We start from the raw sequence: 25,513 nt of genomic DNA, 5'->3' as shown, positions 1-25,513 counted from the left end.
ATCCGGTCGCGCTGTGTGGCCGGGCGTTTTCAACCGATGGAGGTTCACACCATGCGTCCCGCTCCTTTGCGGCCTGCCGCCGCTGTCTCGACCGCTGCCGTGCAGCCCCAACGCTATCTCACCAACGACGAAGCCGCCGAGTACCTGCGCCTGTCGCCGCGCACGCTGGAAAAGCAGCGCGTGATCGGCGGCGGCCCGCGCTTTCGCAAGTTCGGTCGCCGCGTCATGTACGCCGTGGCCGACCTCGATGCCTGGGCCGCCGACCGCAGTTTCGAGACGACCTCCGATCCCGAATACGCCGAGCACCACTCGGCCGACAGCCGTGCGCGCTGATCGGCGGCGCGCGGCAGGCCATCGCCATGTCCAGCACCGCGCTGCCGTCCCGGCAGCGGCCGTTGCAAGAGCGCGAACAGCTCGACCTGTTCCGCGCCTTGCCCGGCGACATGGCGCCGCGCGACAGCCAGGATTTGATGGCCTATCCGTTCTTCTCGCTCGGCAAATCGAAGCGGGTCAAGCCCATCGACTTCCGCGCGGGCAACGTGACGATCCGCGTGGAAGGTACGCAGGAGCACGGCATCGCCACGATTTGGGATGCGGACGTGCTGATATGGGCGGCCTCGCAGATCGTGGAAGCGAAGGACGCCGGCCTGCGGCCGTCGCGGCTGATGCACGCCACGCCCTACGAGATCCTGCGCTTCATCGGGCGCGGCAAGTCGCTGCGCGACTACCAGCGCCTCAAGGCCGCGCTCGACCGGCTGCAATCGACCACGGTGGCCACGTCCATCCGCGAAACGACCGGGCGGCGCCTGCACCGCTTCTCGTGGATCAACGAATGGAAGGAACTGGCCGATGCCAGCGGCACGCCGCTGGGCATCGAGCTGATCCTGCCGGACTGGTTCTATGCGGGCGTGCTCGACGCCGCCCTGGTGCTGACCATCGACCCGGCGTACTTCCGGCTCACTGGCGGCATCGAGCGGTGGCTGTACCGCCTGGTGCGCAAGCACGGCGGCAAGCAGGCATACGGCTGGCAGTTCGACTTTCGCTACCTGCACCAGAAATCGGGCAGCACCGCCAAGCCCTACGACTTCGCCTGCGACCTGCGCGCGCTGGTCGCACGGCAGTCGCTGCCCGGCTACGTCCTGGGCATCGAGCGGATGCCGGACAACGGCATGGAACTGCTGACGTTCCGGCCCGTGCCGCATACGGCACGGGGATAACTCCGGGAGAGCCTGTGGATGGTGTCGTGCTATCAGGCGTGCGGGGTATCGTGCTATCAGGCGTGGGACTATCGTGCTATCAGGCGTGCCGATCGGCCGCAAACCCGCGCCAGCTTTGGGTTTCCTCGCCCTCTAACTTCCCTAACTTAATTTCTCTAACTTGTTGTAGAGAAGCGCCGCTGCGGTGGACAACCGCCACGCGGCCACAAACGGCAGGCAATCCAAGCCGCCAGAAATCAGGTTTTGCAGGCGACTCGAAGCAAGGCTTTCCAGCTTGGAGGGCCGCGCCATGATCGTCGCTCTGCTGAACCAGAAAGGTGGTGTCGGCAAGACCACACTCGCCACGCACATCGCCGGCGAGCTGGCGATGCGCGGCCAGCACGTCGTGCTGCTGGACGCCGACCCGCAGGGTTCATCGCTGGATTGGACGCAGCGCAGAAGCCAGCAAGGCTTGCCACGGCTGTTCAGCGCCGTGGGCCTGGCACGCGAGACGCTGCATCAGGAGGCGCCAGAACTCGCAAGGCGGGCCGATCACGTCGTCATTGACGGCCCGCCGCGCATCGCCGCCTTGGCGCGCTCCGCGCTGCTGGCGGCCGAGCGCGTGCTGATCCCGGTGCAGCCCAGCCCTTACGACCTGTGGGCCAGCGCCGAGATGGTGGCGCTGATCCGCGAGGCGCAAGTCTTCCGACCTGCGCTGCGCGCGGCCTTTGTCATCAATCGGCGCGTCAGTACCACCGTGATCGGGCGCGAAGCGCGCCAGGCGCTGGCCGACCAGCCGCTCCCTGCGCTGCGCGCGGAAGTGCATCAGCGCATCGTCTTCGCCGACAGCGTGGCCGCTGGCCGGCTCGCACGCGAGACGGCGCCGGACAGCGCCGCCGCGCGCGAAATTACCGCGCTGGTGGACGAACTGCTGCGGTGGCCGACATGACCGCGAGGCCGCCACCGAACAGCAAGCGCACGGCAAAGCGCGTCGGCATCGGTGCGCGTCCGCCCGCGAATCCGCACGTCGAGGCGTGGATTCGCCAGGGCGACGCCGATGCGCTCAACAAGGGCGACCTCTACACCGCCCGCCTGACCCTCGACGTGACGCCCGCGCTACGCGCTCGCATCAAGATCGCCGCCTTCGGTCAAGGCGTGACGGTGGCCGATCTGCTGCGTGGCCTGTTGGAGCGCGAGTTTCCAGAGCAACGCAGGGAGAACACCCCATGACTGCATCCGCTTCGCCTGCCGCTGGTGCGGCCACGGCTGCGCTCGCAGCACCTTCCGGCCAGCCTGCCAGCGTACCGCTGACGCGCGTGGCGCTGGCCTATATCGAACCGCGCTTCAAGCTCTACCTGCGCTTTGGCGAACCCGCGCGCACGCTTCAGCTCGACCGCTGGCGGCGCTGCGCGGTGTTCCTGCCGGGCGCGATGCTCTGCCGCATCCGCTGGCAGGCCAACGACTACGGCACGATCCGCTGGCAACTCATGGTGATGCAGGCTTGCACACCGCTGGACGCGGCGCAGCGCATCCCCGGTGTTCAGCCGGGCGCGCGCTTGCTCCTACACACCGAAGGCGATGCCAACGTGCGCGCCGTGCTGGAGCGCATCGACGGCATCGAGGCGCTGGGCATCGCTGCCATCGACGTGTCGCCGGCGTACTGGCGCACGCTGGGCAACCGTCTTGCGGCTCGCCTTGCGCTGCCCGAATACACCACCGAGCGGCATACCGCCTGGCTGGCCGGGAAGGTGCTGCCATGACCGCCCCGACCACCACACCCAACGCGCCCGACGTGGCGCCGCGTCCTCGCTCACGCCTGCGCGCTCGCATCGTGCTGGCGACACTGGCCGCCATCGGCTTCGCTGCGCTGGCCTGGGCGGCTTTCGTGTCGCCGCTGCCGCGTCTGACCTACAACCCGTCCGACAGCGTGGCGGTCGGCTGGTATCGCATTGACCCGTTCGACCCGCGCACCGCCTCGCTGCCACGTCCGTTGTCCGTGGACAGCATCGTGCTGGTGCCGCTTCCGGCCACGGCTGCCGCGCTCGCTGCGCAGCGCGGCTACCTGCCGACGCGCGTTCCGCTGCTCAAACGTGTGGGCGCGGTCGCGCCGCAACACGTCTGCATCGTCGCCGGTCAGGTACGCATCGACGGCGTGCCTTCGGCCGCCGTACTGCCCGCCGACCGGCTGGGCCGGGCGCTGCCGTCCTTGCAGCTTTGCCGCCGCCTTGAACCGGGCGAACTGCTCCTGTTGAGCGTGACGAATCCAGCATCGTTCGACAGCCGCTATTTCGGCCCGGTCAGCGCATCCGCCGTGATCGGCGTTGCGCATCCGGTGTGGCCGGAGATACGCCCATGATGGCCGCCGATTCGCTGCGCTCTGACGTGCCATCGGGCATGTCGTTCTGCTGGCTGCTTCAGTGTCGCTGCGCCTGTCGTGCCGGTGCATTCGCACCGCACGTCGCGCAGCATCCGGCGCAGCCGTCCAACGTTCAGGCGTCTTGCCTCGAACGCGCCCGGCCTGCGGCCATTGGCGCTTTCGCCGGCGCGCTGTCTGTTCACGCAGCAGCGCCGCCGGGCCGCCGTTGCCTGGAGCGACAGCGAAGGGCAAAGGCGGAAGGCAAGACAAAAGGACGCGGCACCTGGCCGCGTCGAAAGCCAGTCAGCACATGGGGGGAACGCGGCACGGAGCGGCTTCGCCACCGTGCCGCGTTTGGCGCGAGGGTCGCGCCAATGCTGGCATGTCCGCGTGCTTCGCACGACAGGACACGCCCAAGCTTGCGGGGAGCGCAGCCATGACCGACAGCCGCGACGACGACTTTCGCGTGCGCCCCAGCGCCCCGAAGAACCGGGGCAAGGGCCAGGGGCAGAGCTTCGTTTCCAAGGTGCTCAAGCAGGCCGGCAAAGCCAGCAGCGGCAAGTCGGCAGTACGCCGTCCTGGCGCGGCTGGCACCGGCCAGCGGCCCGGCTCTCGGCTCGGACGTGGCCACACGGCGGCGCGCTTCGCCGGGGCGAAGCTAATGCCCATGTCGCGGCGCGTGACCATCAAGACCTTGCTGGTCAATCACCAGCGGGCCAGCCCGCAATCGCTCGCCAAGCACCTGCGCTACATCGAGCGCGACGGCGCGGGTCGCGATGGCGAACCGGGCCGGGGCTACGGGCCACAGGCCGACGAAGCCGATCTGGACGCCTTCAAGGAACGCTGCGCCGACGACCGGCACCATTTCCGCTTCATCGTCTCGCCCGAGGACGGGGCCGAGCTGGACGACCTGCGCACCTACACCCGGCATCTGGTGAGCCGCATGGAAGCCGACCTGGGCACGCGGCTGGATTGGGTGGCGGTGGATCACTGGAACACCGACAACCCGCACACCCACCTGATCGTGCGCGGGCGCGACGACACCGGCAAAGACCTCATCATCGCGGGTGACTACATCGCCCACGGCTTCCGCCATCGCGCCGCCGAGCTGGCGACCGAGTGGCTGGGGCCGCGCACCGAACTGGAGATTCAGCAGACCTTGAGGCGCGAGGTGGAACAGGAGCGGTGGACGAGCCTGGATCGCACCTTGCAGCGCGAGACCGGCGAGGATGGCCGGGTGCATGTCGAACGGCTCAACGAGCCGAGGTTGCAACGCCAGCGCCTGCTGCTGATCGGCCGCCTGCAACGCTTGCAGCGCCTGGGCCTAGCCGACGAGGTGCAGCCCGGCACCTGGGCCATTCATGCCGATGCCGAGAAGACCTTGCGTGCCCTGGGTGAGCGTGGCGACATCATCCGAACGATGCAGCGGGCCATGAGCGGCCAGCCGCGTGAGCTGGCGGTGTTCGAGCCGGGCGACGATGGTCGCAGCCTCATCGGCCGCGTGGCCGCGAAGGGGCTTGCCGATGAGTTGCACGACCGAGGCTATCTGATCATCGACGGCACGGACGGTAAGGCCCACTACGTTGCACTGAACGCCCGCGACGAACTGGCGAACTATCCCACGGGCGCTGTGGTAGAGGTGAAGGGTTCGACTGAGGTGCGCACGGCCGACAAGAACATCGCCTCGCTGGCGAGCGATGGCCTGTACCGCACCGATCATCACCTGGTAATCGAGCAGGGCCGGGCTACGCCCGGACGCGACCCGCAGGAAGTCGTCGCCGCTCATGTCCGGCGGCTGGAAGCCCTGCGCCGGGCTTGCATCGTGGAGCGCGTGGCCGAAGGGCTATGGAAGGTACCGGACGACCTGGCCGAGCGTGGCCGCCAATACGACGCGCAACGGCTGGGCGATGTAGCCGTAGAGCTGAAATCACACCTTCCTATTGAACGGCAGGCCCGCGTCATCGGCGCGACTTGGCTTGACCAGCAACTGATCGGCGGTGGCCGTGGGCTGGGCAACTTGGGCTTTGGCGGTGATACCAAGCAGGCCATACAGCAGCGAGCCGATTTCCTCGAAGAACAGGGGCTGGCACAGCGCCGCGGGCAGCGCGTCATCCTCGCGCGCAACCTGCTGGGCACGCTACGCAATCGGGAACTAGTGCAGGCCGCGAAAGACATTGCGGCGGAAACCGGCCTAGAGCATCGCCCGGTGGCCGACGGGCAGCGCGTAGCCGGTATCTACCGGCGTTCCATTATGCTCGCCAGCGGGCGCTACGCGATGCTCGATGACGGCATGGGGTTCAGCCTTGTGCCGTGGCGGCCGGTAATTGAGCCGCGACTGGGACAACAGCTTGCCGCAAAGGTTATCGGCGGAAGTGCCTCTTGGGAACTTGGACGAAAGCCCAGTATCGGTATCAGTTAGATATCAAGGGAAGCTGAGTACCAGGCGCAGTCTGCTTGGCTGCTGTGATTCTTCTTAGAGATTCAATCAATGCCATAAACTCCTTGGATTGCCTCAGTGCTTCGCCTCCCGCAGTTTGCAGGTCCAAGACATCCGTAGCCTCGATCGTGAAGGCTGTGGGCACGCGCAGCAGCGAATGCCGGATCTTGTCGTCCGGCACGTCGTTCAGACTTACGCTTACTACGTAGATTTCTGCGTCGGCCGCAAAGGGGCTGTCCGCTTGGCCACGGGTGCGGACAATCTCGGAACGCCAGTGTTGCAGGTCGTCGTTAAGCATGGCCAGCGTCACCTGGGTCTCGCGAGCGCCGGCACCGAAGATCAGCGACTCAAGTACTTGCGTCGTGCTGGGAACTCGGTCGCTACTGTCCACTCTCTCGCTCAGTCCTCGTTCGGAGTTCACCGTCACCAACACGAGTCGGCGCAAGCTTCCGGGCTTGACCTCCGAGAAATTGGCGCTCATTGAGCCCGAAGCTACTAGCCGGTCTAGCATCAGACGTACGCCGAGGTTGTCGGAGACACCACCGTCCACGAGGTGGATATAGGGCCGATCGTGCGCATTGAGGTAGCTGTCTATGCCGCTTTGCAGGATGCGTGATCTGTAATTTTGCCCTCTGACAGGCAAAGATCGGAGAGGCGGCGGACAGGTATTGGCGTTGTTTCGCACCGTTACGGGCGACAGCACCAGCGGTACTGCCGACGAGGCCGCCACCGCGAAAGACAGCGGCGTTGCATCGAGGTCGGAACAGATTAGCCGGAATTGCTCGGTGGTGAAATCGAAAGGGGCACCGGTCGTGAGGTCGGTTGCCGTGATCATCAGTTCGGGCGCGCCCGGTCGTCGGCGCACGTCACCAAAGGTGCGGCCTTCAAAAAGTTCGTCCAAGCGTTGAGCCAGGATCTGGCTGCGCCCAAACCAAGGTGAAGTTAGTCTATAAAGACGCTCAGGCCACAGAGCTTCACGTATGAGTCGCCCCTCAAAAGGCACAAGCAGAAAATCCGGCTCGAAACGAGTCAGCGTGGCATCGCCGAAGGCCGCGAAGTGCGCGGCAAGGATGCTGCCCCCCGACACTCCGCTGACCAGGAACACCTGATCCAACAGAGTGGTCTCCTGGCCCTCTAGCGCGAAGCGTGTGGCCTTGAGTTCGCGCAGCACGCCCAGGCCGAAGGCCGCCGCCCGAGCGCCCCCGCCTGACAGTGTCACCGCTACAACCACCGGTTGGTTGACCTCCGACGGCCTGATGCGTTGGTCGTTCTCGGCGAGAGACATTAAGGCGGCGTCGGAAAGTGTCGGGTTGATCCAAGGACGGTAAGTGGAACACCCTGTCAGAACTACCGTTGCCAGCACACCGGCCAAACTCCATCGTGTGAATTTACACACCTCCAGGCGCTTTACCTCTGCAAGCAGCACCACGCAGCGTTTCGAATAGACAAGAACGAGAAACGCCGGCAATTTTGCGACGAAGCAGAGCCACTCCAGAATGCTGCAGACGTTACAAGAACGGCACCCTACGAATCCCCTTGATGAGGCTCCTCGCGATCCGCGCGAAGTTATGGAATAGCAGCTATTCACGAGCCAGCACTTCTCCAAGCGCTATTGATCCGTTCAAGGCAGGTGGTGATTGCAGACTTTGCATGCCCGAGCAGTGTGTAGGAGCCTTTGAAATCCGCGAGAGCGTTGCCGTGCTCGAAGCAGCTAGCAGCAGCCACCCGACGATCTGTTTGTTCATCTACTGCCTCAAACTCCAAACTAGCTCCCCCAGTTGTCACTGGTCCAACAAGCAACGTCGTTAGGGTGTTGACTGCTCTATTGGGCGTCTCAATGGTCGTAATTGCCACACGCACACGTATGCGGCCTGACGATGCGGGAGCTTCGGACTTAGTTTGGAGATGTCGCAGTTCACTGTTGACGTGATCGAGAAGCTCTCGCACTTGCTCAGCTTCAAGCCCACCTATGCGTCCAGTTGCCGTCACTACCTGAGCATCCTCGACTAATATTTCCCGGTAACGACTGGGTTCAAAGCCTGGCGCCTTGAAGAGCAGAACATTTTCGTACTTCGTTTTTCCCAATACATCGTAATCACCAAGAAACCCTGATCGAGTCATTCCGTTTGAAGCACAGCCAGATAAGGTTGCCGTGAGGCCTGCCAGCAGCACAAAATGGATTAATGAAATAGGGCGTTTCATATATATTTTCATTTATCCCATTTTCAGACAGACGATGCCAGCAACAACCAGCGCAATTCCAACCCAACGTATCAAGGAGGCGGTATCGCCGAACACATACACGCCCACGAAAAACGCGCCCAGCGAACCGATGCCGGTCCAGACCGCATAAGCTGTTCCTATGGGGATCTGTTTAAGAGATAACCATAGGAAAAAGCCGCTGGCTGCCATACAGGCAACTGCAATCGCCGGCCCCACGTAGCGCATCGCTGCATTGGCCGCACCCATCTTGAGGCCTAGTGGCCAACCGATTTCGAACAGGCCGGCAATCAGTAGAACCAACCATGGATTCCATGACAACGGGTTCATATATTTCTCCAAATCTATTCAGTGAAAATTGATTATCAAAGCATCAAAGCATCAAAGAATAGGCAGTAGGCGGTCAATTCGCTCTGCTTCTGATTTCTTCTTAAACTCTCTGATGGCGAGAATCTGTCTCCCCGATCTCTCCGGCCACGAGAGAGATCGGGGGAAGCGTGTGGACAGTTACGCTGAGGGATCAGACCGGTTGCACTGGTTGTTGTACCGCCTCGTGACTCCGTTTGCTGCCCGGCCACTTCATTCCGAACAGCACCTCGTAGAGCAACGGAATCAGGCCAAGCGTCACGAGCGTGCCAAGTGCGAGACCACCGATCATGCCGATGGCCATGCCCTTCCACAGCGGCCCCGCAAACAACATCAGGGGCACGAGACCCGCGATACAGGTCACCTTGGTCATCACGATTGGACGCAGCCGCTGCATCGCAGCTCCCACCAGGGCTTCATGTCGGGCGAGACCTTCCGAGAGGCCGTGTTCAATTTGTTCGAGCAGAAGAACGGCGTTGTTGACGATGATTCCGAACAGCGCAAGCACCCCGAATGTCGCCATGAAGCTGAAAGGAGTGCCTGTTGCCTTCAGTGCAATCACGACCCCAATCAACGTGAAGGGAATCGTTGCGAGAATCACGATCAGCTTGCGGAAGGAGTTGAACTGCCAGATGAATAGCAGCAACATCGCCAGAAGAGCGAACGGCATGTAGTGCGTGAGCGATGCATTCGATTCAGCCGATTCCTCAATTTCTCCACCAAGCTCTATGGCATAGCCTGCAGGTAGTTCAATTGCGGCGATCCGAGGTGCGAGGTGATCCACGATCTCTTGCGCGGTGTATGCGGTGTTCTGCCCCTGAACTGTGACTGTACGAATGAGATTGCGGCGCTGGATCACAGACGGCTCGCTAGCGAGCGTGACATCGGCCACTTGCGCCAGGGAAACCGGCTGGCCACCCGACGCTGGATAGATGGTCGTCGAACCAACGTCCGCAGTGCTGCGCCGATCATTGGACGTCCCGCGCATCACGATTGGCACGCTGGTATCGCCATCTCGGATCACAGAGATCGACTGGCCGATGTAGCGGGTGCCAAGCCAGGCAGCTATGTCGTCGGTGGTGACGCCAGCACGTCGCGCACGATCTTGATCGACCCGAACATCGAGACGGCCGACACGGGTATCCCAGTTGTTCTTGATGTTGGCCGTACCTGGCAGCTCCCGTAGCGCGGACTCAATTTTCGCCGCCGCATTCATCAGCACCTCATGATCCGGCCCACTGACCCGGTAGACGGCTGTGCCGGCTTCGGTAGTGCCTAGCGAGAACCGCTGAGGCTCTGCGCGTACATCTCCATGATGCTGCGCGAAGTAAGCCCGAGTTCGGGCAATCACGACGTCAATGTTGGTGCCTGCCTTGACCGTCACGACAAAGTACGCGATGTTCGATGCTGGCAATGGGGGATTGAGCCCAAGGATGAAGCGCGGCCCACCGTCAGCGACGTAGCCAATGTGATCCGTGATTTCGGGGTTGATTTCTTGATCACCGAGCCAGCCGCTCACTTCCTTCACTTTGGCAAGAGTGAGCCGTGAATCCGTTCCAGGGGCGAGCTGCACCGGTATTTGGAATTGAACTCGGTCGGACTTCGGCAAGAAGTCGTATGGCAGTGTCGTGAATCCGTACAGAGCTACGGCCAATGCACCCGTCATCACACCAACGTAGATCGCCTTGTGGTCAAGCACCCACTCAAGCAACTTGCGATAGCCGCGATAGAAGCGTGTGTTGTAGGTTTGCGCGTCATTCGCCGGTTGATGATGCACTTTGGTGAAGTGGTAGCACAGCAGTGGAGTGACGGTCAGACACAACAGCCAAGATCCGAGTAACGTGAGCGCGAGGACAATGACGAGAGAGCGCAGATACTCACTCGTCGCACTCTGGCCGAAGAAGAACGGGGAGAAGGCGATGACGATAACCAATGAGGACGTCAGCAGCGGCAGTGCGAGGGTACGACCCGCTTCGAGACAAGCCTGTTTGCGGTCTTCACCGGCTGCCAAGCGCCGTTCAATGTCTTCGGCAATCACGATGCCGTTGTCTACCAAGAGCCCCAAAGCGATGATGATGGCTGCCATCGAAACACTTTGCAGCTCGATGTTCAGCGCGCGCATCACGATCAGTGCCCCCAGAATGGTAAGCGGCACGATCATCCCGACGATGAATCCTGTGCGCCATCCCAGGAAAAGGACGACGACGCCGAGCACGATGACAATCGTTTCGATCATCACCTGGTTCATCTTGCCCATTTCACGTTTGACGACGTCTGCCTGGAATGTCACATAGGAGAGCTCGAAACCTGCGGGCAGAAGTTTCTCAAGCTCGGCCACACGGGATTTGAGGGCTACGCCGAATTGCTCCACGTTCTGGCCCGAGGTCATGGACACTGCCATCACTACGGCAGGCTGGCCCTTATAGACTGCAGCAGACTCGGGAGGATCTGCAGGTTGTACCTGCACGCGCGCAAGCTCTCCCAGTGAGATTGAAGGAGCAGGCGAAGCACCGCGCGCACCCTGAGCTTGCGCCATCATGATCGGCAACGCGCGCAGCGAAGCGGCGTCGCGAACCTCTCCACTAACAGCCAGCGAAGCGTTGATGCCACCGATGGCGATTTGCCCGCCTGAAAGCACGACGTTTTGTTTAACGAGTTGATCGATCACCCCTTGTGGGGTCAATCCAAGCTGGGCTAGTTTTGGTCGATCAAATTCGAGATAGACGCGCTCTTCCTGCAAGCCGTAGAAGCTGATGCGATCAACGCCGGGAAGCGCGTATAGGCGATCGCGCATCTCTTTCAACGACACACGCATTTCGCCCATGGAGTAGCCCGGCGCGGTCACCGCAATGGAGGCCACGGCAACACGGCCGAAGTCGTCGTTGACAAATGGCCCCAACGTACCCTGTGGAAGCAGAGGCTGAGCATCGGCAACCTTCGCGCGAACGCGCTGCCATATGGGGGCTAGGTCGGTGTACCGCTCCCAGATCGTGACCTGTATGACGGCCCCGCCCGCGCGAACGGTTGTGGTTACACGCTTGACCTCGGCCAGCTCCCGCAAACGCTCCTCGATCGGACGCGCGATCAACTGCTCAACACGTTCGGCTGGCATGCCAGGGTTCAGAACGGCAACAACCGCATCTCGAATCGTGACCGATGGCTCTTCCTGCGAAGGGAAATTGAGAAACGTGGCAATGCCGGCAACAAGAATGATGACCGCGGCAAGGTAGGTGAGTCTGCTGGCGCGCAGCGCCATTTCTGTGATCTTCATAGCGAAGTCTTCCTGTAGCGGGTCAGCGTCCGGCCAATTGGGTCGTGGCCTTGAGTGGGGTGACTTGTTGCTCGTTCGTCAGCCAACTCGCGCCAGCCGCGACTACCATCTCGCCGCGCTTCAGGCCGCCCACAACGCGAACGTTGTCGCCGCCTGGCTCGCTCTGGAATTGCACTTCCCGGCGGTGCACCTTCTTTCCGGTCACGTCATATACAAACACTGCGGCTTGTCCTGCTTTCTCACTGAGCACCAGTGCCGAATAGGGAAGCATCAGACGATCTGGTGAGGCATCCTTCGCTTCCGGTGCCTTCAGCAATACTTGAACGGCAGACCCGGGTCGAAGACTGCGCGCAAGAGTAGCATCTTGAGGAACGAGCACGACAGGTAAAAGTGAGCCATTTTCAGCACGCAAGCCGATGCGTTGTACCGAAGCACGAACGGGACTTGCTGACTCGCTCAGGCGCAGTTCGGCGACCTGCCCAATTTTGATATTTGCCGCCTGGGTCGTCGATGCAGTCGCAAGGACTTCTACGCCGCTGCGTAGTCCATCCACTTGAAGCACCGGCGCTCCGGCTGCAATATCTGTGAACGGCAGAGCGAGTTTCTCCGCGACGACGCCGTCGAATGGCGCATGAATGGCGGCCCCCCTTCGCGCACGCTCGGCAAGGCCGAATGCGGCCTTTGCATTGCGCACCTGGCCTTCAGCTGCAACCAACTGTGCTTTCACACTCTCGAATGCAGCCGGGGAGATTACGTTGCCCTCAAGCAGCCCCCTTTGCTGCGTTGTCTGCACGATTCTGTCTGCCAATGCGGCTTCCGCAGCAGCGAGTGTCGCCCGAGCCTGTTCTAGGCGGAGTTGCTCGGGCTGAACATCCAACTCAGCCAGAAGCTGTCCGCGAGAGAAGCGATCTCCCACGTCCACATGAAGCTTGCTGATACGCCCGCCAGTCTCGAACCCCAAGGTACTCCGCTCACTGGAGCGAGCTAGACCACTCAATTCAATGCGATTGGCCACAGAACCTACATCCCCCACCGTGAGCAGCTTGACCGCTCGCGGTGGATCGGAAGCAGGCTCCTTCTGACTACCACAGCCGGCAAGCGATGCGAGCAGAACAAACGCGAGGCCGACTTTCTGCATTTGCCAGGACTGGGATTTAAAGGGAGTGCAAGACACGGGAAGGCCTTTCATCAGCGTTTATCAATAGGGGTGAGTTCCAGTTCGCCGCGGGCGAGCGCCTGGAGGGTGTGCATGAGTCGAGAAAGGTCTTCGGCAGCAAACGTCGGAAAACCCATCATTTCGGCGAGGAAGACTCCGTCCAAGGCAAATAGAACGATTCCGGCGATATCGGTGCCGCGTGGAGATTTGCTCGCGTTCTCGTACTGCCTGCGGTACCAGCCGCGCACAGGCTCAAGCAGCGTGGGGTCTTCAGCCACGGCCGCCAGCAATGCAGCGCTCATCTTTTGCATCCCGCCGTCAGGCATAGCCGAGACCTGGCTGGATAGCCAAGGGTCTGGATCGCCGACGAATGGCAGCTCTCGCTCTTCCTGCCCGCCATCAAACGCCGAGACCTGGTCATCAATCATCGTGAGGAGCAGATCGCGCTTGGTCTTGAAGTGGTACAGGAACACACCTTTGCTCATTCCTGCCCGTGCAACGACCGCGTCAAGCGTTAGGTGCCCGGCACCTCCCTCCATGACTACGTCACGCGCAGCTTGAAGGATGCGCTCCCGTGTTTGTTGCGCTTTCTTAGAGATGGAGGGGGCTTCAGCGCCGTTGTCCGCCGAATGCGACTCCTCTGGGCTTGATTTCATACGAGTTGCCATGGTGAAACTCCAAAGATGCTTGATTTTTGAACCGTCTGGACGGTATAGTACACGCCATGAACTATGCCCGTCAAGACGGCCTCCTCAATTCACAACCTAGTGGCTCAACATGTCCGATCCCTACGCCCGCCGCGGCCTTACTGCTGTTGCATTCCTATCGATCACGCTTCTCGCCGCGTGCAGCCACTCGCCTCACAGGGTGGAGACATCACGCGTTGAGGTTCCGGCCAAATTCATGAACGAAGCGGGTCTGGCTGTGCAGCAGGTGCCAGCACAAGCACTCCCGGCCGAGTGGTGGACGGCGTACGGTGATCCGCTGATTGACGCGCTGGTGCGCAACGCGCTGGAGCACAACACCGATCTCGCTATTGCAAGAGCGCGGATTGATGAAGCTGTGGCGATCACCCGACGTACACGCGCTTCAATGTTCCCTAGCTTGGCGCTCACGCCCCAAGCAACGCGCGCGCGCGACTTTTCTTTGGCACCGACCATCAGCAGCGATGCCAGGCTTCCGCTGTCGGCTTCATGGGAAGTTGATCTAGCGGGCCGCCTCTCGCATGCCGCTGATGGCGCACGGATGGACGCAGTTGCTGTCGAACAGAACTGGTTCGCGACACGTTGGCAGATCGCCTTTGAGACAGTGTCCGCTGCACTGCAGCAGCGGCAGGCGGCAGAGCTGGAAGATCTGGCAAAAGAGCGACTTCAAGTCGCCGAGCGCCTTGAGCGTCTGACAGAGCAGAAGTTCAAGGCAGGTCAAGCTACGGGCTTTGACATTGAACGCACGCGTTCCGAGGTCATCGCCCTCCGGGTGGAGCAAGAGCAGTTGCGACGCGTACGCGGCGAAGCAACGCATGCCTTGGATGTGCTCGTTGGCCGGATTCCGGGGGCGCTTGGCAGCGGTCCTGCGCTTGCCTCTCTCACCATGCCCGATTGGACTCCCAGAAGCGTGCCAGGCGAATTGCTGCAGCAGCGCCCCGACGTCAGAGCCGCGCAGGCGCGTCTTGCAGCGGCGACGGCGCGATGGAACGCAGCAGAAGGCGAGCGGTTCCCCAAACTTGTGCTCGATTTGAGTGGTGGGCGCCAACGCTTCGAGAACAACGGAACACGTGTGGCAGGGAACATTTTCTCTCTGGGCTTGGGTGTGACGCTTCCGATCTTTGACGGTGGAGCAATACAAGCGGGAATCGACGAGGGCTCAGCACGCAGTCGCGGCGCACAGGCTGACCTGGAACGCACGGTTTTGCTTGCGCTTCAGGATGTGGAGAACGCTTATCTGGGCTGGCAGACCCAGCGGACTTCTCTGCAGCATCAGGTCGATGGTCTTGTCGTCGCTGATCGACTCCTTGACCGCAGTCGACGCCTCTTTGAGGCGGGACAGGTGGATGCGACCGTTGTTGCAGAAGCGGAGCGTGGCACCTTGTCCCAGCGAGCGGCTCTGGTCCGTGCTCGCGCCGACGCAGCCGTGCAATGGGGTGTTCTCGCTAAAGCGCTTTCTGGTTCGCCAGAGCATGTGAATCTGCAATCTTCACCCTGAGTCCTTGAGTTGGAAGAACGCAGCATGGCAGCGAGTTTTAAATACTGAATAGATCGACGATTAGTAGGGGACGCATGGAAATTCGACATCTACGTTGTTTTATGGCGCTCGCCGAGGAACTTCACTTCGCTCGCGCCGCTGCGAAACTGCATATTGAGCAGTCCCCACTGTCTCGCACGATCAAAGAACTCGAAGAGGAGTTAGGAGCACAGCTCTTTATTCGGAACACGAGAAGCACGCGTTTGACACGAGCTGGGTTGATGCTCATGGAGCACGCACCTCGGGTGTTCGCATCCTTGCAACAGGCGCGGGACTGCGTGAAGGCAGCAAAAAATGGCTTTCATGGACAACTCCGCGTCGCCTTGTCAGACGGCGCAACACTACTGTGCTTACCAGCCCTATTGGCGTTGTGTCGCGAGGAGGAGCCCGAGGTTGAGATTCGCTTTTTTGAGGTGCCACTATCCCAACAAATCAAAGGATTGCACGACGACCTGTATGACGTCGGCTTTGCACAGTCCGACGACGTAGGTGATGGAATCGTCGCACTTCCCGCGTGGACTGACACGCTTATGGTGGCGCTGCCAGCTCGGCATCCGTTGCTGGCTCTTAAGCGAATTCCATTGGATGAACTGCTGCGCTACCCGCTAGTGCTATCTGATCCTCAAGTGTGCGAGGGCCACGCCAAGCACATTGAGCGAGTACTTAGCCGGGCTGAAATGCAGCCTCTAGTTGCCGAGCGGGTTACCACTTTCGACCTGATGATGGCGTTGGTATCTGCCGGTTTTGCACTCGGACTTACAGGGGCTGCACACATTGCAGCCTCCCGAGAGCCAGGAGTCGTGGCGAGGCCGCTTTCGACACGCGTACCACCTTTGACGACCTATCTACTCAGACTTGAAGGCGATCCGTTTGACGAGCTTGCGCGCTTCATTCAGCGAGTACAGGCCATCGAATTGCCAGAGTTTCTCAGGTCAACAAAAAGCCGAAATCCCGATCTTCCGGAGGAATTGATGCCATGAGACTCGCCATCACGCTCGTCGCTGCAATGCTAGTCGCATGCGGTCAATCTGATAAACCGCACAAAGCCACTAGTGCAGAAAAGAAAACCCCGACAGTAGAAGAGCTGGTGGCAGACCCGGAACAGCTCAAGAAGTTGCGCCAGCAATGCAAGACGGATCGGCCTACTTTGGGCGAACTGCTTTGCAACCGGGTAGCGGAGGCAACACGTAAGCGGTTCTACGGTGACGGAAAAACGCCATACACACCGCCCAAAGAATCCCCCAAATTCTGAAATTCAGCAATTCAGCAATTCAGCAATTCAGCAATTCGCTAGTCTGCCTGAATCTTCTGTTCGGCACGCTGATATTCGCCGGCGCTTACGGAGTCACTCCCTGGCTAGACACAGCGCGAATTCATTCTTTCTTATCGACCTTTCTGCCCCAAACGGTCTTTGACCGGCACTAAGCCAGCACCGATCCTGACGCCTGCGGCACATTTCTAAGCCGCGTTTCCCAAGGGAATCAGCGTAGGAGAGATTGGAGGCGGGGCTATGCAAGGTACGAATGTGCTGTTCGGTCAGATAGCCGTGGTATTCGGCATCGTGATCGCCGGTGTGTGGGGTGCCACACAATGGACAGCGGCGGCCCTTGGCTATCAAGTACGCCTTGGCTCGCCCTGGTTCGACTTTCTTGGCACGTCGATCTACCACCCGTGGAAGCTGTTTGAGTGGTGGTTCTTCTTCGGCGCCTATGCGCCGGAGGTCTTCGACACCGGCGGTGCCATTGCCGGCGCCAGCGGCATGGTCGCCGTGGTCGTTGCCATCGCCATGTCGGTCTGGCGCTCGCGCCAGGCACGCATGGTCACGACCTACGGCTCGGCGCGATGGGCGAATGCGCACGACATTCGCAAGGCCGGCCTCACACAGCCTGCCGGCGTGTTCCTCGGTCAGCACGATCACCAGTACCTACGTCATGAAGGACCGGAACACGTCCTGACCTTCGCGCCCACGCGCTCGGGTAAAGGCGTGGGCCTAGTCATTCCCACACTCTTGAGTTGGCCGGCATCCGCCGTCATCCATGACATCAAGGGCGAGAACTGGAGCATCACCGCCGGCTGGCGTTCGCGTTTCTCGCACTGCCTGCTGTTCAACCCGACCGATGCGAAGTCGGCAGCCTACAACCCACTGCTGGAGGTGCGGCGCGGCGCGCATGAAGTGCGCGACGTTCAGAACATCGCGGACATTCTGGTCGATCCCGAAGGCGCGCTGGAGAAGCGCAACCATTGGGAAAAGACTTCGCACGCGCTGCTGGTCGGGGCCATCCTGCATGTGCTCTACGCGGGCGAAGACAAGACGCTGCGCGGCGTTGCCAACTTCCTGTCCGATCCGGCCAGCCCTTTCGAGCTGACCTTGCACCGGATGATGACCACGCCCCACCTGGGCGATGGCCCGCATCCGGTAGTCGCATCGGCTGCGCGCGAAGTGCTCAACAAGTCGGATAACGAGCGCTCCGGCGTGTTGAGCACCGCCATGTCGTTCCTCGGCCTGTACCGCGATCCCACGGTGGCCGAAGTCACTTCGCGCTGCGACTGGCGCATTGCCGACCTGATCGCGGCCGAACATCCGGTGTCGCTGTATCTGGTGGTGCCGCCTTCGGACATTTCGCGGACGAAACCGCTGATTCGCCTGATCCTCAACCAGATCGGGCGGCGCCTAACCGAATCGCTTGATGGCTCCGACGGCATCGAGCGCCGCCACAAGCTGCTGTTGATGCTCGATGAGTTCCCGGCGCTGGGGCGCCTGGACTTCTTCGAGACGGCGCTGGCCTTCATGGCCGGCTATGGCATCCGCAGCTTCCTCATTGCGCAGTCGCTCAATCAGATCGACAAGGCGTATGGGCAAAACCACTCCATCCTCGACAACTGCCATGTGCGCGTGACGTTCGCCACGAACGACGAACGCACCGCCAAGCGCATCTCCGAGACGCTGGGTACGGCCACCGAGCTGCGCGCCCAGCGCAACTATGCGGGCCACCGGCTGGCGCCGTGGCTCGGGCATCTCATGGTGTCGCGCCAGGAAACGGCCCGACCGCTCCTCACGCCCGGCGAGGTGATGCAGCTTCCGCCCGACGAGGCCGTGGTGATGGTGTCCAGCGTGGCGCCGATCAAGGCGAAGAAACTGCGCTACTACGCGGACGCCAATTTCAAGCGTCGCGTGCTGCCACCGCCCACGCTGGCGAACCAGCAGTACGCCGACGCGCCGCCGTCGCGGCCCGACGACTGGAGCGGGCTGGCGATTCCGTCCGTGCCCGCTGCACCTGCCACGGCATCCGCCGATGGCCTGGAGAACTCGGCTTCGGCCGACGACGGCGGCCCGCGCCGTCAGCCCGAACTCTCCGAAACCGTCGCCTACGACCCCGAGCTGGCCGCGCCCGCGGCCGACCTTGGGCTACTCGATGACGACGACGATTTGCCGCTTCCCCTTCCTCGCCAGCTCGATCCAGCCATGCAGCGCACGGCGCGGCTGGCTTCCCTCGACCCCAACGACGGAATCGAGCTATGAGCCACTACCGCCTCAACCTGTTCATCCAGCCGGAGCACGCCAAGCGCCTGGACGAGCTGGCCGCCAAGAAAGGCGTGTCCAAGTCGTCCATCGTCGCGGCGGCGCTCGCATCGTGGTTGTCGCCTGATGCCGCCGACCAGCGCGAGGCGGCCATCGCCAAGCGGCTTGATCGCCTGTCGCGGCAGGCGGAGCGCATGGAGCGCGACCAGAACATCGCCATCGAAACGCTGGCGCTGTTCATCCGCTACTACCTGACCGTGAGCACGCCCGTTCCCGAGGCGCACCAAGACGCGGCTCGCGCCCAGGGCAAAGCACGCTTCGAGCAGTTCGTGGAGCAGCTTGGGCGCCACCTGCTACGCGGACGCAGCCTGGTGCGCGACGTGGTGGAGGAACTGCACCCCGATCCGATGCGGATGGAGGACGCGGCGGCAGTCGCCCAAGCACAGGAGCGTGCGTCATGAGCGCCGTTCCGCAATCCATGACCGCCACGTCGCTCGACCGGCGCATCCAGATGTTGCGCACGGCGATGGGGCCGCTGATCGCCGCCGCGCTCGAAGACCCGGACGTGGTGGAAGTCATGCTGAATCCCGACCGCACCCTTTGGGTGGATCGGCTTTCATCGGGGCGTGCGCCGATGGGCGTGGAGCTGTCCGAAGCGGACGGCGAGCGAATCATCCGTCTTGTGGCGGCCCACGTCGGCGCGGAAGTGCATCGCGGCCAGCCGCTGCTGTCGGCCGAGCTGCCCGAGACCGGCGAACGCTTCGAGGGCATCTTGCCGCCCGCCGCGCCGGGGCCAGCCTTCGCGCTGCGTAAGCGCGCCATCGGCGTGATCCCGCTGGAGCGGTACGTCATCGACGGGATGATGACCAGCGCGCAGGCGGGCTTTCTGGTACGGGCCGTGCGCGAGCGGCAGAACATCCTGATCGCCGGTGCCACCAGCAGCGGCAAGACGACCTTGGCCAATGCTCTCCTGGCCGAGATCGCCGCCACGGGCGACCGCGTTCTCGTGCTCGAAGACACGGTGGAACTGCAATGCGCGGCCCGCGACCACGTTCCGCTGCGCACGCGCGCAGGCGTGGTGTCCATGACCGAGCTGGTGCGTTCATCCATGCGCCTGCGACCTGATCGCGTCGTCGTCGGCGAGGTGCGCGGCGCCGAAGCACTGGATCTCATCAAGGTGTGGGGAACGGGCCACCCCGGCGGCATCGCCACGATCCACGCCGGTTCCGCGCTCGGCGCGCTGCTGCGCTTGGAGCAACTGATTCTCGAAGTGGCCGTGAACCCGCCGCGTGCGCTGATCGCTGAGGCGGTCAACGTGGTGATCTACATCGCCGGGCGTGGGCGCAAGCGCCGCATCGAGAGCATCGCCCGCGTCGTCGGCTTCGACGGCGTGGGCTACCAACTGGCGGACGCGATGGATGCGCCATTTCCCGAGCTGCCATCGCAGTCCGACCTTTCTTCCCCGTCCCTCAACCACCCTGGAGAACTGCCATGACGCAGATGCACGTTCCTGCTTTCCGTATTTTCGTAGATCCGCTTCCTCACCTGACCGGCTTGGCACGGCTGCGCAGCCTGGCACGCCCTGCGGGGCAAGGACTGCTGCTGGCCGCGCTGCTGCTGTTCATGGCCGGAACCGCGCAGGCCGCCGGTTCCTCGATGCCGTGGGAAGGCCCGCTGCAATCCATCCTCGAATCCATCCAGGGGCCGGTGGCGCGCATCGTCGCGGTCATCATCATCATCGCCACGGGCCTCGCGCTCGCCTTCGGCGACACGTCGGGCGGCTTTCGCAAGCTGATCCAGATCGTCTTCGGCCTGACCATCGCCTTCGCGGCTTCGAGCTTCTTCCTGTCGTTCTTCAGCTTCTCCGGCGGGGCCGTCGTATGAGTGCCCCGGATGCCTTTGCGGCCGGGTTTGAAGTGCCGCTGCATCGCTCGCTGACCGAGCCGATCCTGCTGGGCGGTGCGCCACGCACCGTGGCGATCGCCAACGGCACGCTCGCTGCCGCAGTGGGGCTGGGCCTGCAACTGTGGATTCCCGGTGTCGTGCTCTGGATCGTCGGCCACTCGCTGGCGGTATGGGGCGCGCGCGTCGATCCGCAGTTCATGACCGTGTTCGCGCGGCACATCAAGCACCGCCCGCTGCTGGACGTGTGAGGGGACGCCGCCATGCTGAACCTTGCCGAATACCGCCAGCGGCCCGCACTGCTCGCCGACTGGCTACCGTGGGCCGGGTTGGTCGCGCCGGGCGTCATCTTGAACAAGGACGGTAGTTTCCAGCGCACGGCCCGGTTTCGCGGGCCTGACCTCGACAGTGCGACGCAAGGCGAGTTGATCGCCACGTCGGCGCGCTTGAACAACGCGCTGCGTCGCATGGGTTCGGGCTGGGCGCTGTTCATTGAGGCCGAGCGCCGACCCGCTGCCGACTATCCGCACTCGGAGTTTCCCGAGCCGCTGTCGTGGCTCGTGGAGGAGGAGCGCCGAGCCACCTTCGAGGAATCGGGCAACGACTTCGAGAGCGGCTATCACCTGACGCTGGTGTACCTGCCGCCCGAGGAATCGCGTGCCCGCGCGGCGGGGATGCTGTACGAGAACCGGCCCACCGAAGGCGTGGACTGGCGCGAGCGGCTGCAAGCCTTCGTCGCGGAGACGGATCGCGTCTTTGACCTGCTCGATGGCGTGATGCCGGAAATCGCTTGGCTCGATGACAGCCAGACGCTGACCTACCTGCACGCCACCATATCGACGCAGCGCTACCGCGTCGGCGTGCCCGAAGTGCCGTTCCATATCGACGCGCTGCTGACCGACTCTGCGCTGGTCGGTGGTCTGGCGCCCATGCTGGGCGACCAGCACCTGCGCGTGGTATCGGTGCGCGGCTTTCCGACCTCGACTTGGCCGGGGGTTCTGGACGACCTCAACCGCCTGGGCTTTGGCTACCGCTGGAGCACGCGCTTTCTGTGCTTGGACAAAGCCGAGGCGGAAAAAGAACTCGGTCGCCTGCGTCGCCAGTGGTTCGCCAAACGGAAGAACGTCGTCGCGCTGCTGCGCGAAACGATCTTCCAGCAGGAAAGCCCGCTGGTCGATACCGACGCCAACAACAAGGCCGCCGACGCCGATGCCGCCTTGCAGGAGCTGGGCAGCGATCAGGTGTCCTTCGGATACCTGACGGCCATCGTCACCGTCATGGACACGGATGCCGCCGCTGCCGACGAAAAGCTGCGCATGGTGGAGCGCGTCATTCAGGGCCGGGGCTTCGTCACTATCCCCGAAACCTTGAATGCGGTGGATGCCTGGCTATCGTCCATTCCCGGCAATGCCTACGCCAACGTGCGCCAGCCCATCGTCTCGACGCTGAACCTGGCGCACATGATGCCGCTGTCCGCCGTGTGGGCTGGCCCGGAGAAGAACCACCACCTTGACGGCCCATCGCTGATCGTCACCCGCACCGATGGCGCAACGCCGTTTCGGCTGGTGACGCACATTGGCGACGTGGGCCACACGCTGGTCGCCGGGCCGACCGGCATGGGCAAGTCGGTGCTGCTGGCCACGCTGGCGATGCAGTTTCGCCGCTATCCCGGCTCGCGCATCTTCGCCTTCGATATGGGCCGCTCCATGCGCGCCACCATCCTGGGGCTGGGCGGCGAGCACTACGACCTCGGCAACGACGGGGCGATTGCCTTCCAGCCACTGGCCCGCATTGACCAGGAAGGCTATCGCACCTGGGCCGCCGAATGGGTGGAAGGCCGCCTGCTGCACGAAGGTGTCGCCATCGGCCCGGACGAGAAGGCTGCGATCTGGTCGGCACTCGGCAGCCTCGCCGGCGCACCGGTGGAGCAGCGCACGCTGACCGGCCTGTCGGTGCTGCTGCAATCGAACGCGCTGCGCCAGGCGCTCGCGCCCTATGTGTTAGGTGGTGCCCACGGCAAGCTGCTCGATGCCGATGCCGACCGCCTGGGTTCCGGCAGCGTGCAGGGCTTCGAGATGGAAGAACTGATGCACAGCAAGGCGGCGGTGCTGGCCGTGCTGGGCTACCTGTTCGCCCGCTTCGATGAACGCTTCGACGGTGCGCCCACGCTGCTGATCCTCGATGAAGCCTGGTTGTTCCTCGATGACCCGGTGTTTGCCGCCCGCATCCGCCAGTGGCTCAAGACGCTGCGCAAGAAGAATGTCAGCGTCATCTTCGCCACGCAGTCGCTGGCCGACATCAAGGATTCGAGCATTGCCCCGGCGGTGATCGAAAGCTGCGCCAGTCGGATTTTTCTCCCTAACCCACAGGCGACCGAGCCGCAGATTCGCACGATCTACGAAGGCTTTGGGCTGAACTCGCGCCAGATCGAGATTGTGGCGACCGCGCAGCCCAAGCGCGATTACTACTACCAATCGCGCCTGGGCAATCGCCTGTTCGACCTCGACCTGGGGCCAGCCACGCTGGCCTTCGCGAGTGCATCCACCCCGCAAGACCAACGCGACATGGATCGCGTGCTGCTGGATGCCGGCACACCGGGCTTCGCCGGTGCCTGGTTGCGCCATCGCGGCCTCGATTGGGCTGCCGACCTGTTGCCGTCCTCACCGGCAGCAGCGTCCTTCCTCGCTTCTCAACGACCGGAGGTTTCACCATGAAGACCCAACCCCGTTTGCTGTCCGTCTCGCTCGCCGCCGTGCTGTCGGTATCGCTGCTGGCCTCACAGCCTGCATCCGCGCTGACGGTGTTCGACCCGTCCAACTTCGTGCAGAACACGCTGACCGCCGTGCGCACGCTGGAGCAGATCAACAACCAGATCAACCAACTCCAGAACGAAGCCCAGATGCTGATGAACCAGGCGCGTAATCTGGCGAATCTGGACTTCAACGTCGTCAATCGCTTGCGTTCGACACTGGCGACCACCGAGCGGCTGATCGCCGAGGCTCGCGGCCTGGCCTACGACGTGCAGAGCATGGATGCCACCTTCGCCCGGCTGTACCCGGAGCAGTACGCCGCGACCGTCAGCGGCGACCAGATGCTGCGCGACGCGCAGGAACGCTGGAAGAACACCTTGAACGGCCTGCATACCGCGATGCGGATGCAGGCGCAGGTGTCGCAGAACCTGGCGCAAGACGAAAGCGCGCTGTCCGATCTGGTCAGCCAGAGCCAGTCCGCCACCGGCGCGCTGCAAGCCATGCAGGCGACCAACCAGCTTCTGGCCTTGCAGGCCAAGCAGTCCATCCAGGCGCAGCAACTCCAGATCACGCAGGAACGCGCCGCCGTGCTGGAACTGGCACGCCAAGCGGCGGCTGTCGAACGTGGCCGTGAAGTGACGCGCCGCTTCCTGGGTGATGGCACGCCCTACACGCCGCAGCGCGTGGATTTCTACGGCAACTGACGGAGCGCCGCCATGAATGACGTGACGGTCATCGACCGCTTCCTCGCTACCTTCTCGCGCTACATCGACTCGGGCTTTGGGCTGCTGCAGGGCGAAGTCGCGTTCCTCACCGCCACGCTGATCGTCATCGACATGACGATTGCCGGGCTGTACTGGGCGATGAGCCATGCCACCGGCCAGGGCGAGGACGTGATCGCCAAGCTGCTGCGCAAGGTGCTGTACGTCGGCGCCTTCGCCTACATCATCAACAACTTCAACTGGCTGGCCAGCATCGTCTTCCGCTCATTCGCGGGCCTGGGCCTGACGGCCAGCGGCTCGACGATGAGCATGGGCGAGTTCCTGCAACCAGGCCGCCTGGCCAAGACCGGCATTGACGCGGCGGCCCCCATCCTTGAGCAGATCAGCGACATGGCGGGCTTCCCCGAAGTGTTCGTGAACATGACGCCCATCGTGGTCATGTTCCTGGCTTGGGCGGTGGTGATCCTGTGTTTCTTCGTGCTGGCGATCCAGCTTTTCATCACGCTGATCGAGTTCAAGCTGACCACGCTCGCGGGCTTCGTGCTGGTGCCGTTTGCGCTGTGGAACAAGACCAGCTTCCTCGCCGAGAAAGTGCTGGGCAACGTGGTGTCTTCGGGCATCAAGGTGCTGGTGCTGGCCGTCATCGTCGGCATCGGCTCGGGCCTATTTGCAGAGTTCCAGGTGCATCCAGCCGAGCCGTCCATCGACCATGCGGTGGTCATCATGCTGGCCTCGCTCACGCTGCTGGCGCTGGGGATCTTCGGCCCAGGCATCGCCACCGGGCTGGTCTCCGGCGCACCGCAGTTGGGTGCCGGGGCAATGGCTGGTGCTGCGATTGGTGCCGCAGGCGCGGCGGTGGCCGTAGGTGCTGCGGCCACCGGCGTGGGCGGTGCCGTGATGGCTGGAGCGCGCATGGCACCGGCTGCCGCCAAGCTCGCCGGGTCTGGTGCGCGGGCTGCGACATCGGCGGCGGGCAGCGCGAAGTCGGCATTCCAGGCCGGTTCTGCCGCTGCGGGCGGCGGAGCCAAGGGCGCGATGGCGGGGCTGGGCAATGTCGCCAAGGGCGGCGCACAGGCGGCAGGCCAACGCGCCGGTGCGGGCATCAAGACAGCGGCGGCCAAGGCGGCCGCGCCACTCAAAGCAGGCTGGCAAGGCTCTGGCGCCGATGGCGGCTCAGGCGGTGGCACTGCCGCTTCCGGGCAAGCCGCCGCTGGCGATGCCAACGCGCAGAAGCAGGAACAACCCGGCTGGGCCAAGCGCCTGCAACGCCGCCAACAACTCACCCAGGCCACCACCACGGCCGCGCACACGCTGCGCGGTGGCGACGGCGGCGGTTCGGGCCAAGGCCCGAGCCTGCGGGATTCCGATAGCTGACT

The 25,513-nt window shown here is 63.0% G+C and carries 25 protein-coding genes; 18 read left to right on the top strand and 7 right to left on the bottom strand.

What is annotated here, in order from left to right; all coding sequences use genetic code 11:
• Window positions 1–51: 51 nt before the first annotated feature.
• Together J1777_RS09040 and J1777_RS09035 are read left to right on the top strand one after the other, a co-directional pair.
• The gene (locus J1777_RS09040) at window positions 52–333 is read left to right on the top strand and encodes a helix-turn-helix transcriptional regulator (protein ID WP_031656927.1); all 282 of its coding nucleotides are present in this window, start codon (window positions 52–54) and stop codon (window positions 331–333) included.
• A 26-nt stretch (window positions 334–359) separates the two neighbouring features.
• Window positions 360–1,217 carry a replication initiator protein A gene (locus J1777_RS09035; protein ID WP_031656926.1) on the top strand — a complete coding sequence of 286 codons (858 nt, stop codon included), beginning with the start codon at window positions 360–362 and terminating at the stop codon, window positions 1,215–1,217.
• Window positions 1,218–1,358: 141 nt separating this feature from the next.
• On the opposite strand, the gene J1777_RS09030 is transcribed toward J1777_RS09035, so the two are convergent.
• Complete coding sequence (locus J1777_RS09030; RefSeq protein ID WP_207575406.1) at window positions 1,359–1,508, bottom strand: hypothetical protein; 150 nt, start codon at window positions 1,506–1,508, stop codon at window positions 1,359–1,361.
• Here J1777_RS09030 and parA point away from each other — a divergent pair.
• From parA to J1777_RS09005, 5 genes are all read left to right on the top strand, one after another.
• Window positions 1,507–2,145 carry a ParA family partition ATPase gene (parA, locus tag J1777_RS09025; protein ID WP_023114174.1) on the top strand — a complete coding sequence of 213 codons (639 nt, stop codon included), beginning with the start codon at window positions 1,507–1,509 and terminating at the stop codon, window positions 2,143–2,145. The two genes, J1777_RS09030 and parA, sit on opposite strands and share 2 nt — an antisense overlap.
• Window positions 2,142–2,426 (top strand): hypothetical protein, encoded by a 285-nt coding sequence (locus J1777_RS09020; protein WP_031656925.1) that lies wholly within the window; start codon window positions 2,142–2,144, stop codon window positions 2,424–2,426. Before parA ends, J1777_RS09020 begins: the two co-directional genes overlap by 4 nt.
• Window positions 2,423–2,956 carry a DUF2840 domain-containing protein gene (locus J1777_RS09015; RefSeq protein WP_207575405.1) on the top strand — a complete coding sequence of 178 codons (534 nt, stop codon included), beginning with the start codon at window positions 2,423–2,425 and terminating at the stop codon, window positions 2,954–2,956. Before J1777_RS09020 ends, J1777_RS09015 begins: the two co-directional genes overlap by 4 nt.
• Window positions 2,953–3,552 carry a S26 family signal peptidase gene (locus J1777_RS09010; RefSeq protein ID WP_004883067.1) on the top strand — a complete coding sequence of 200 codons (600 nt, stop codon included), beginning with the start codon at window positions 2,953–2,955 and terminating at the stop codon, window positions 3,550–3,552. The genes J1777_RS09015 and J1777_RS09010 overlap by 4 nt, the downstream gene beginning before the upstream one ends.
• Window positions 3,553–3,988: 436 nt before the next feature.
• Entirely contained in the window at window positions 3,989–5,971 is a 1,983-nt protein-coding gene (locus J1777_RS09005) for a relaxase/mobilization nuclease domain-containing protein (protein ID WP_004883068.1), read from the top strand.
• Here J1777_RS09005 and J1777_RS09000 read toward each other — a convergent pair.
• The 6 genes from J1777_RS09000 to J1777_RS08975 all read right to left on the bottom strand — a co-directional run bounded on the left by J1777_RS09000 (window position 5,964) and on the right by J1777_RS08975 (window position 13,670).
• Window positions 5,964–7,457 (bottom strand): patatin-like phospholipase family protein, encoded by a 1,494-nt coding sequence (locus tag J1777_RS09000; RefSeq protein WP_197069153.1) that lies wholly within the window; start codon window positions 7,455–7,457, stop codon window positions 5,964–5,966. The genes J1777_RS09005 and J1777_RS09000 overlap by 8 nt on opposite strands.
• A 116-nt stretch (window positions 7,458–7,573) precedes the next feature.
• Entirely contained in the window at window positions 7,574–8,191 is a 618-nt protein-coding gene (locus J1777_RS08995; protein WP_004883071.1) for a DUF3313 family protein, read from the bottom strand.
• 12 nt (window positions 8,192–8,203) lie between these two features.
• A complete protein-coding gene (locus J1777_RS08990) occupies window positions 8,204–8,539 on the bottom strand; it encodes a DMT family transporter (RefSeq protein ID WP_004883073.1) in 336 nt (111 codons plus the stop codon).
• 190 nt (window positions 8,540–8,729) lie between these two features.
• On the bottom strand, window positions 8,730–11,846 hold the full coding sequence (locus tag J1777_RS08985) for an efflux RND transporter permease subunit (protein WP_004883075.1): 3,117 nt from the start codon (window positions 11,844–11,846) through the stop codon (window positions 8,730–8,732).
• A gap of 22 nt (window positions 11,847–11,868) precedes the next feature.
• Complete coding sequence (locus tag J1777_RS08980) at window positions 11,869–13,035, bottom strand: efflux RND transporter periplasmic adaptor subunit (RefSeq protein ID WP_023123862.1); 1,167 nt, start codon at window positions 13,033–13,035, stop codon at window positions 11,869–11,871.
• Entirely contained in the window at window positions 13,035–13,670 is a 636-nt protein-coding gene (locus J1777_RS08975) for a TetR/AcrR family transcriptional regulator (protein ID WP_242700470.1), read from the bottom strand. The genes J1777_RS08980 and J1777_RS08975 overlap by 1 nt, the downstream gene beginning before the upstream one ends.
• Before the next feature lie 109 nt (window positions 13,671–13,779).
• Between J1777_RS08975 and J1777_RS08970 the strand changes: the two genes are divergently transcribed.
• The 11 genes from J1777_RS08970 to trbL all read left to right on the top strand — a co-directional run bounded on the left by J1777_RS08970 (window position 13,780) and on the right by trbL (window position 25,511).
• Window positions 13,780–15,204 carry an efflux transporter outer membrane subunit gene (locus J1777_RS08970; RefSeq protein ID WP_028699135.1) on the top strand — a complete coding sequence of 475 codons (1,425 nt, stop codon included), beginning with the start codon at window positions 13,780–13,782 and terminating at the stop codon, window positions 15,202–15,204.
• 74 nt (window positions 15,205–15,278) lie between these two features.
• On the top strand, window positions 15,279–16,223 hold the full coding sequence (locus tag J1777_RS08965; protein ID WP_004883081.1) for a LysR family transcriptional regulator: 945 nt from the start codon (window positions 15,279–15,281) through the stop codon (window positions 16,221–16,223).
• Entirely contained in the window at window positions 16,220–16,495 is a 276-nt protein-coding gene (locus J1777_RS08960; protein WP_004883082.1) for an EexN family lipoprotein, read from the top strand. Before J1777_RS08965 ends, J1777_RS08960 begins: the two co-directional genes overlap by 4 nt.
• A gap of 258 nt (window positions 16,496–16,753) precedes the next feature.
• The gene (locus J1777_RS08955) at window positions 16,754–18,763 is read left to right on the top strand and encodes a conjugal transfer protein TraG (RefSeq protein ID WP_207575403.1); all 2,010 of its coding nucleotides are present in this window, start codon (window positions 16,754–16,756) and stop codon (window positions 18,761–18,763) included.
• The gene (locus J1777_RS08950) at window positions 18,760–19,224 is read left to right on the top strand and encodes a ribbon-helix-helix protein, CopG family (RefSeq protein WP_033475077.1); all 465 of its coding nucleotides are present in this window, start codon (window positions 18,760–18,762) and stop codon (window positions 19,222–19,224) included. The genes J1777_RS08955 and J1777_RS08950 overlap by 4 nt, the downstream gene beginning before the upstream one ends.
• Window positions 19,221–20,258 carry a P-type conjugative transfer ATPase TrbB gene (trbB, locus tag J1777_RS08945; protein WP_159609007.1) on the top strand — a complete coding sequence of 346 codons (1,038 nt, stop codon included), beginning with the start codon at window positions 19,221–19,223 and terminating at the stop codon, window positions 20,256–20,258. The genes J1777_RS08950 and trbB overlap by 4 nt, the downstream gene beginning before the upstream one ends.
• Entirely contained in the window at window positions 20,255–20,647 is a 393-nt protein-coding gene (locus tag J1777_RS08940) for a TrbC/VirB2 family type IV secretion system protein (protein ID WP_031656904.1), read from the top strand. The genes trbB and J1777_RS08940 overlap by 4 nt, the downstream gene beginning before the upstream one ends.
• On the top strand, window positions 20,644–20,916 hold the full coding sequence (locus J1777_RS08935) for a VirB3 family type IV secretion system protein (RefSeq protein ID WP_031656903.1): 273 nt from the start codon (window positions 20,644–20,646) through the stop codon (window positions 20,914–20,916). Before J1777_RS08940 ends, J1777_RS08935 begins: the two co-directional genes overlap by 4 nt.
• 12 nt (window positions 20,917–20,928) lie before the next feature.
• The gene (gene trbE, locus J1777_RS08930) at window positions 20,929–23,379 is read left to right on the top strand and encodes a conjugal transfer protein TrbE (RefSeq protein WP_207575402.1); all 2,451 of its coding nucleotides are present in this window, start codon (window positions 20,929–20,931) and stop codon (window positions 23,377–23,379) included.
• Window positions 23,376–24,119, top strand: a complete 744-nt coding sequence (trbJ, locus tag J1777_RS08925; RefSeq protein ID WP_207575401.1) for a P-type conjugative transfer protein TrbJ — start codon at window positions 23,376–23,378, stop codon at window positions 24,117–24,119. Before trbE ends, trbJ begins: the two co-directional genes overlap by 4 nt.
• A gap of 12 nt (window positions 24,120–24,131) precedes the next feature.
• A complete protein-coding gene (trbL, locus tag J1777_RS08920) occupies window positions 24,132–25,511 on the top strand; it encodes a P-type conjugative transfer protein TrbL (protein WP_207575400.1) in 1,380 nt (459 codons plus the stop codon).
• Window positions 25,512–25,513 lie beyond the last annotated feature (2 nt).

It is taken from the genome of Comamonas denitrificans, assembly GCF_017368815.1.
Lineage (GTDB): Bacteria > Pseudomonadota > Gammaproteobacteria > Burkholderiales > Burkholderiaceae_C > Comamonas > Comamonas denitrificans.
This window is presented reverse-complemented; position numbering and strand designations above follow the sequence as displayed.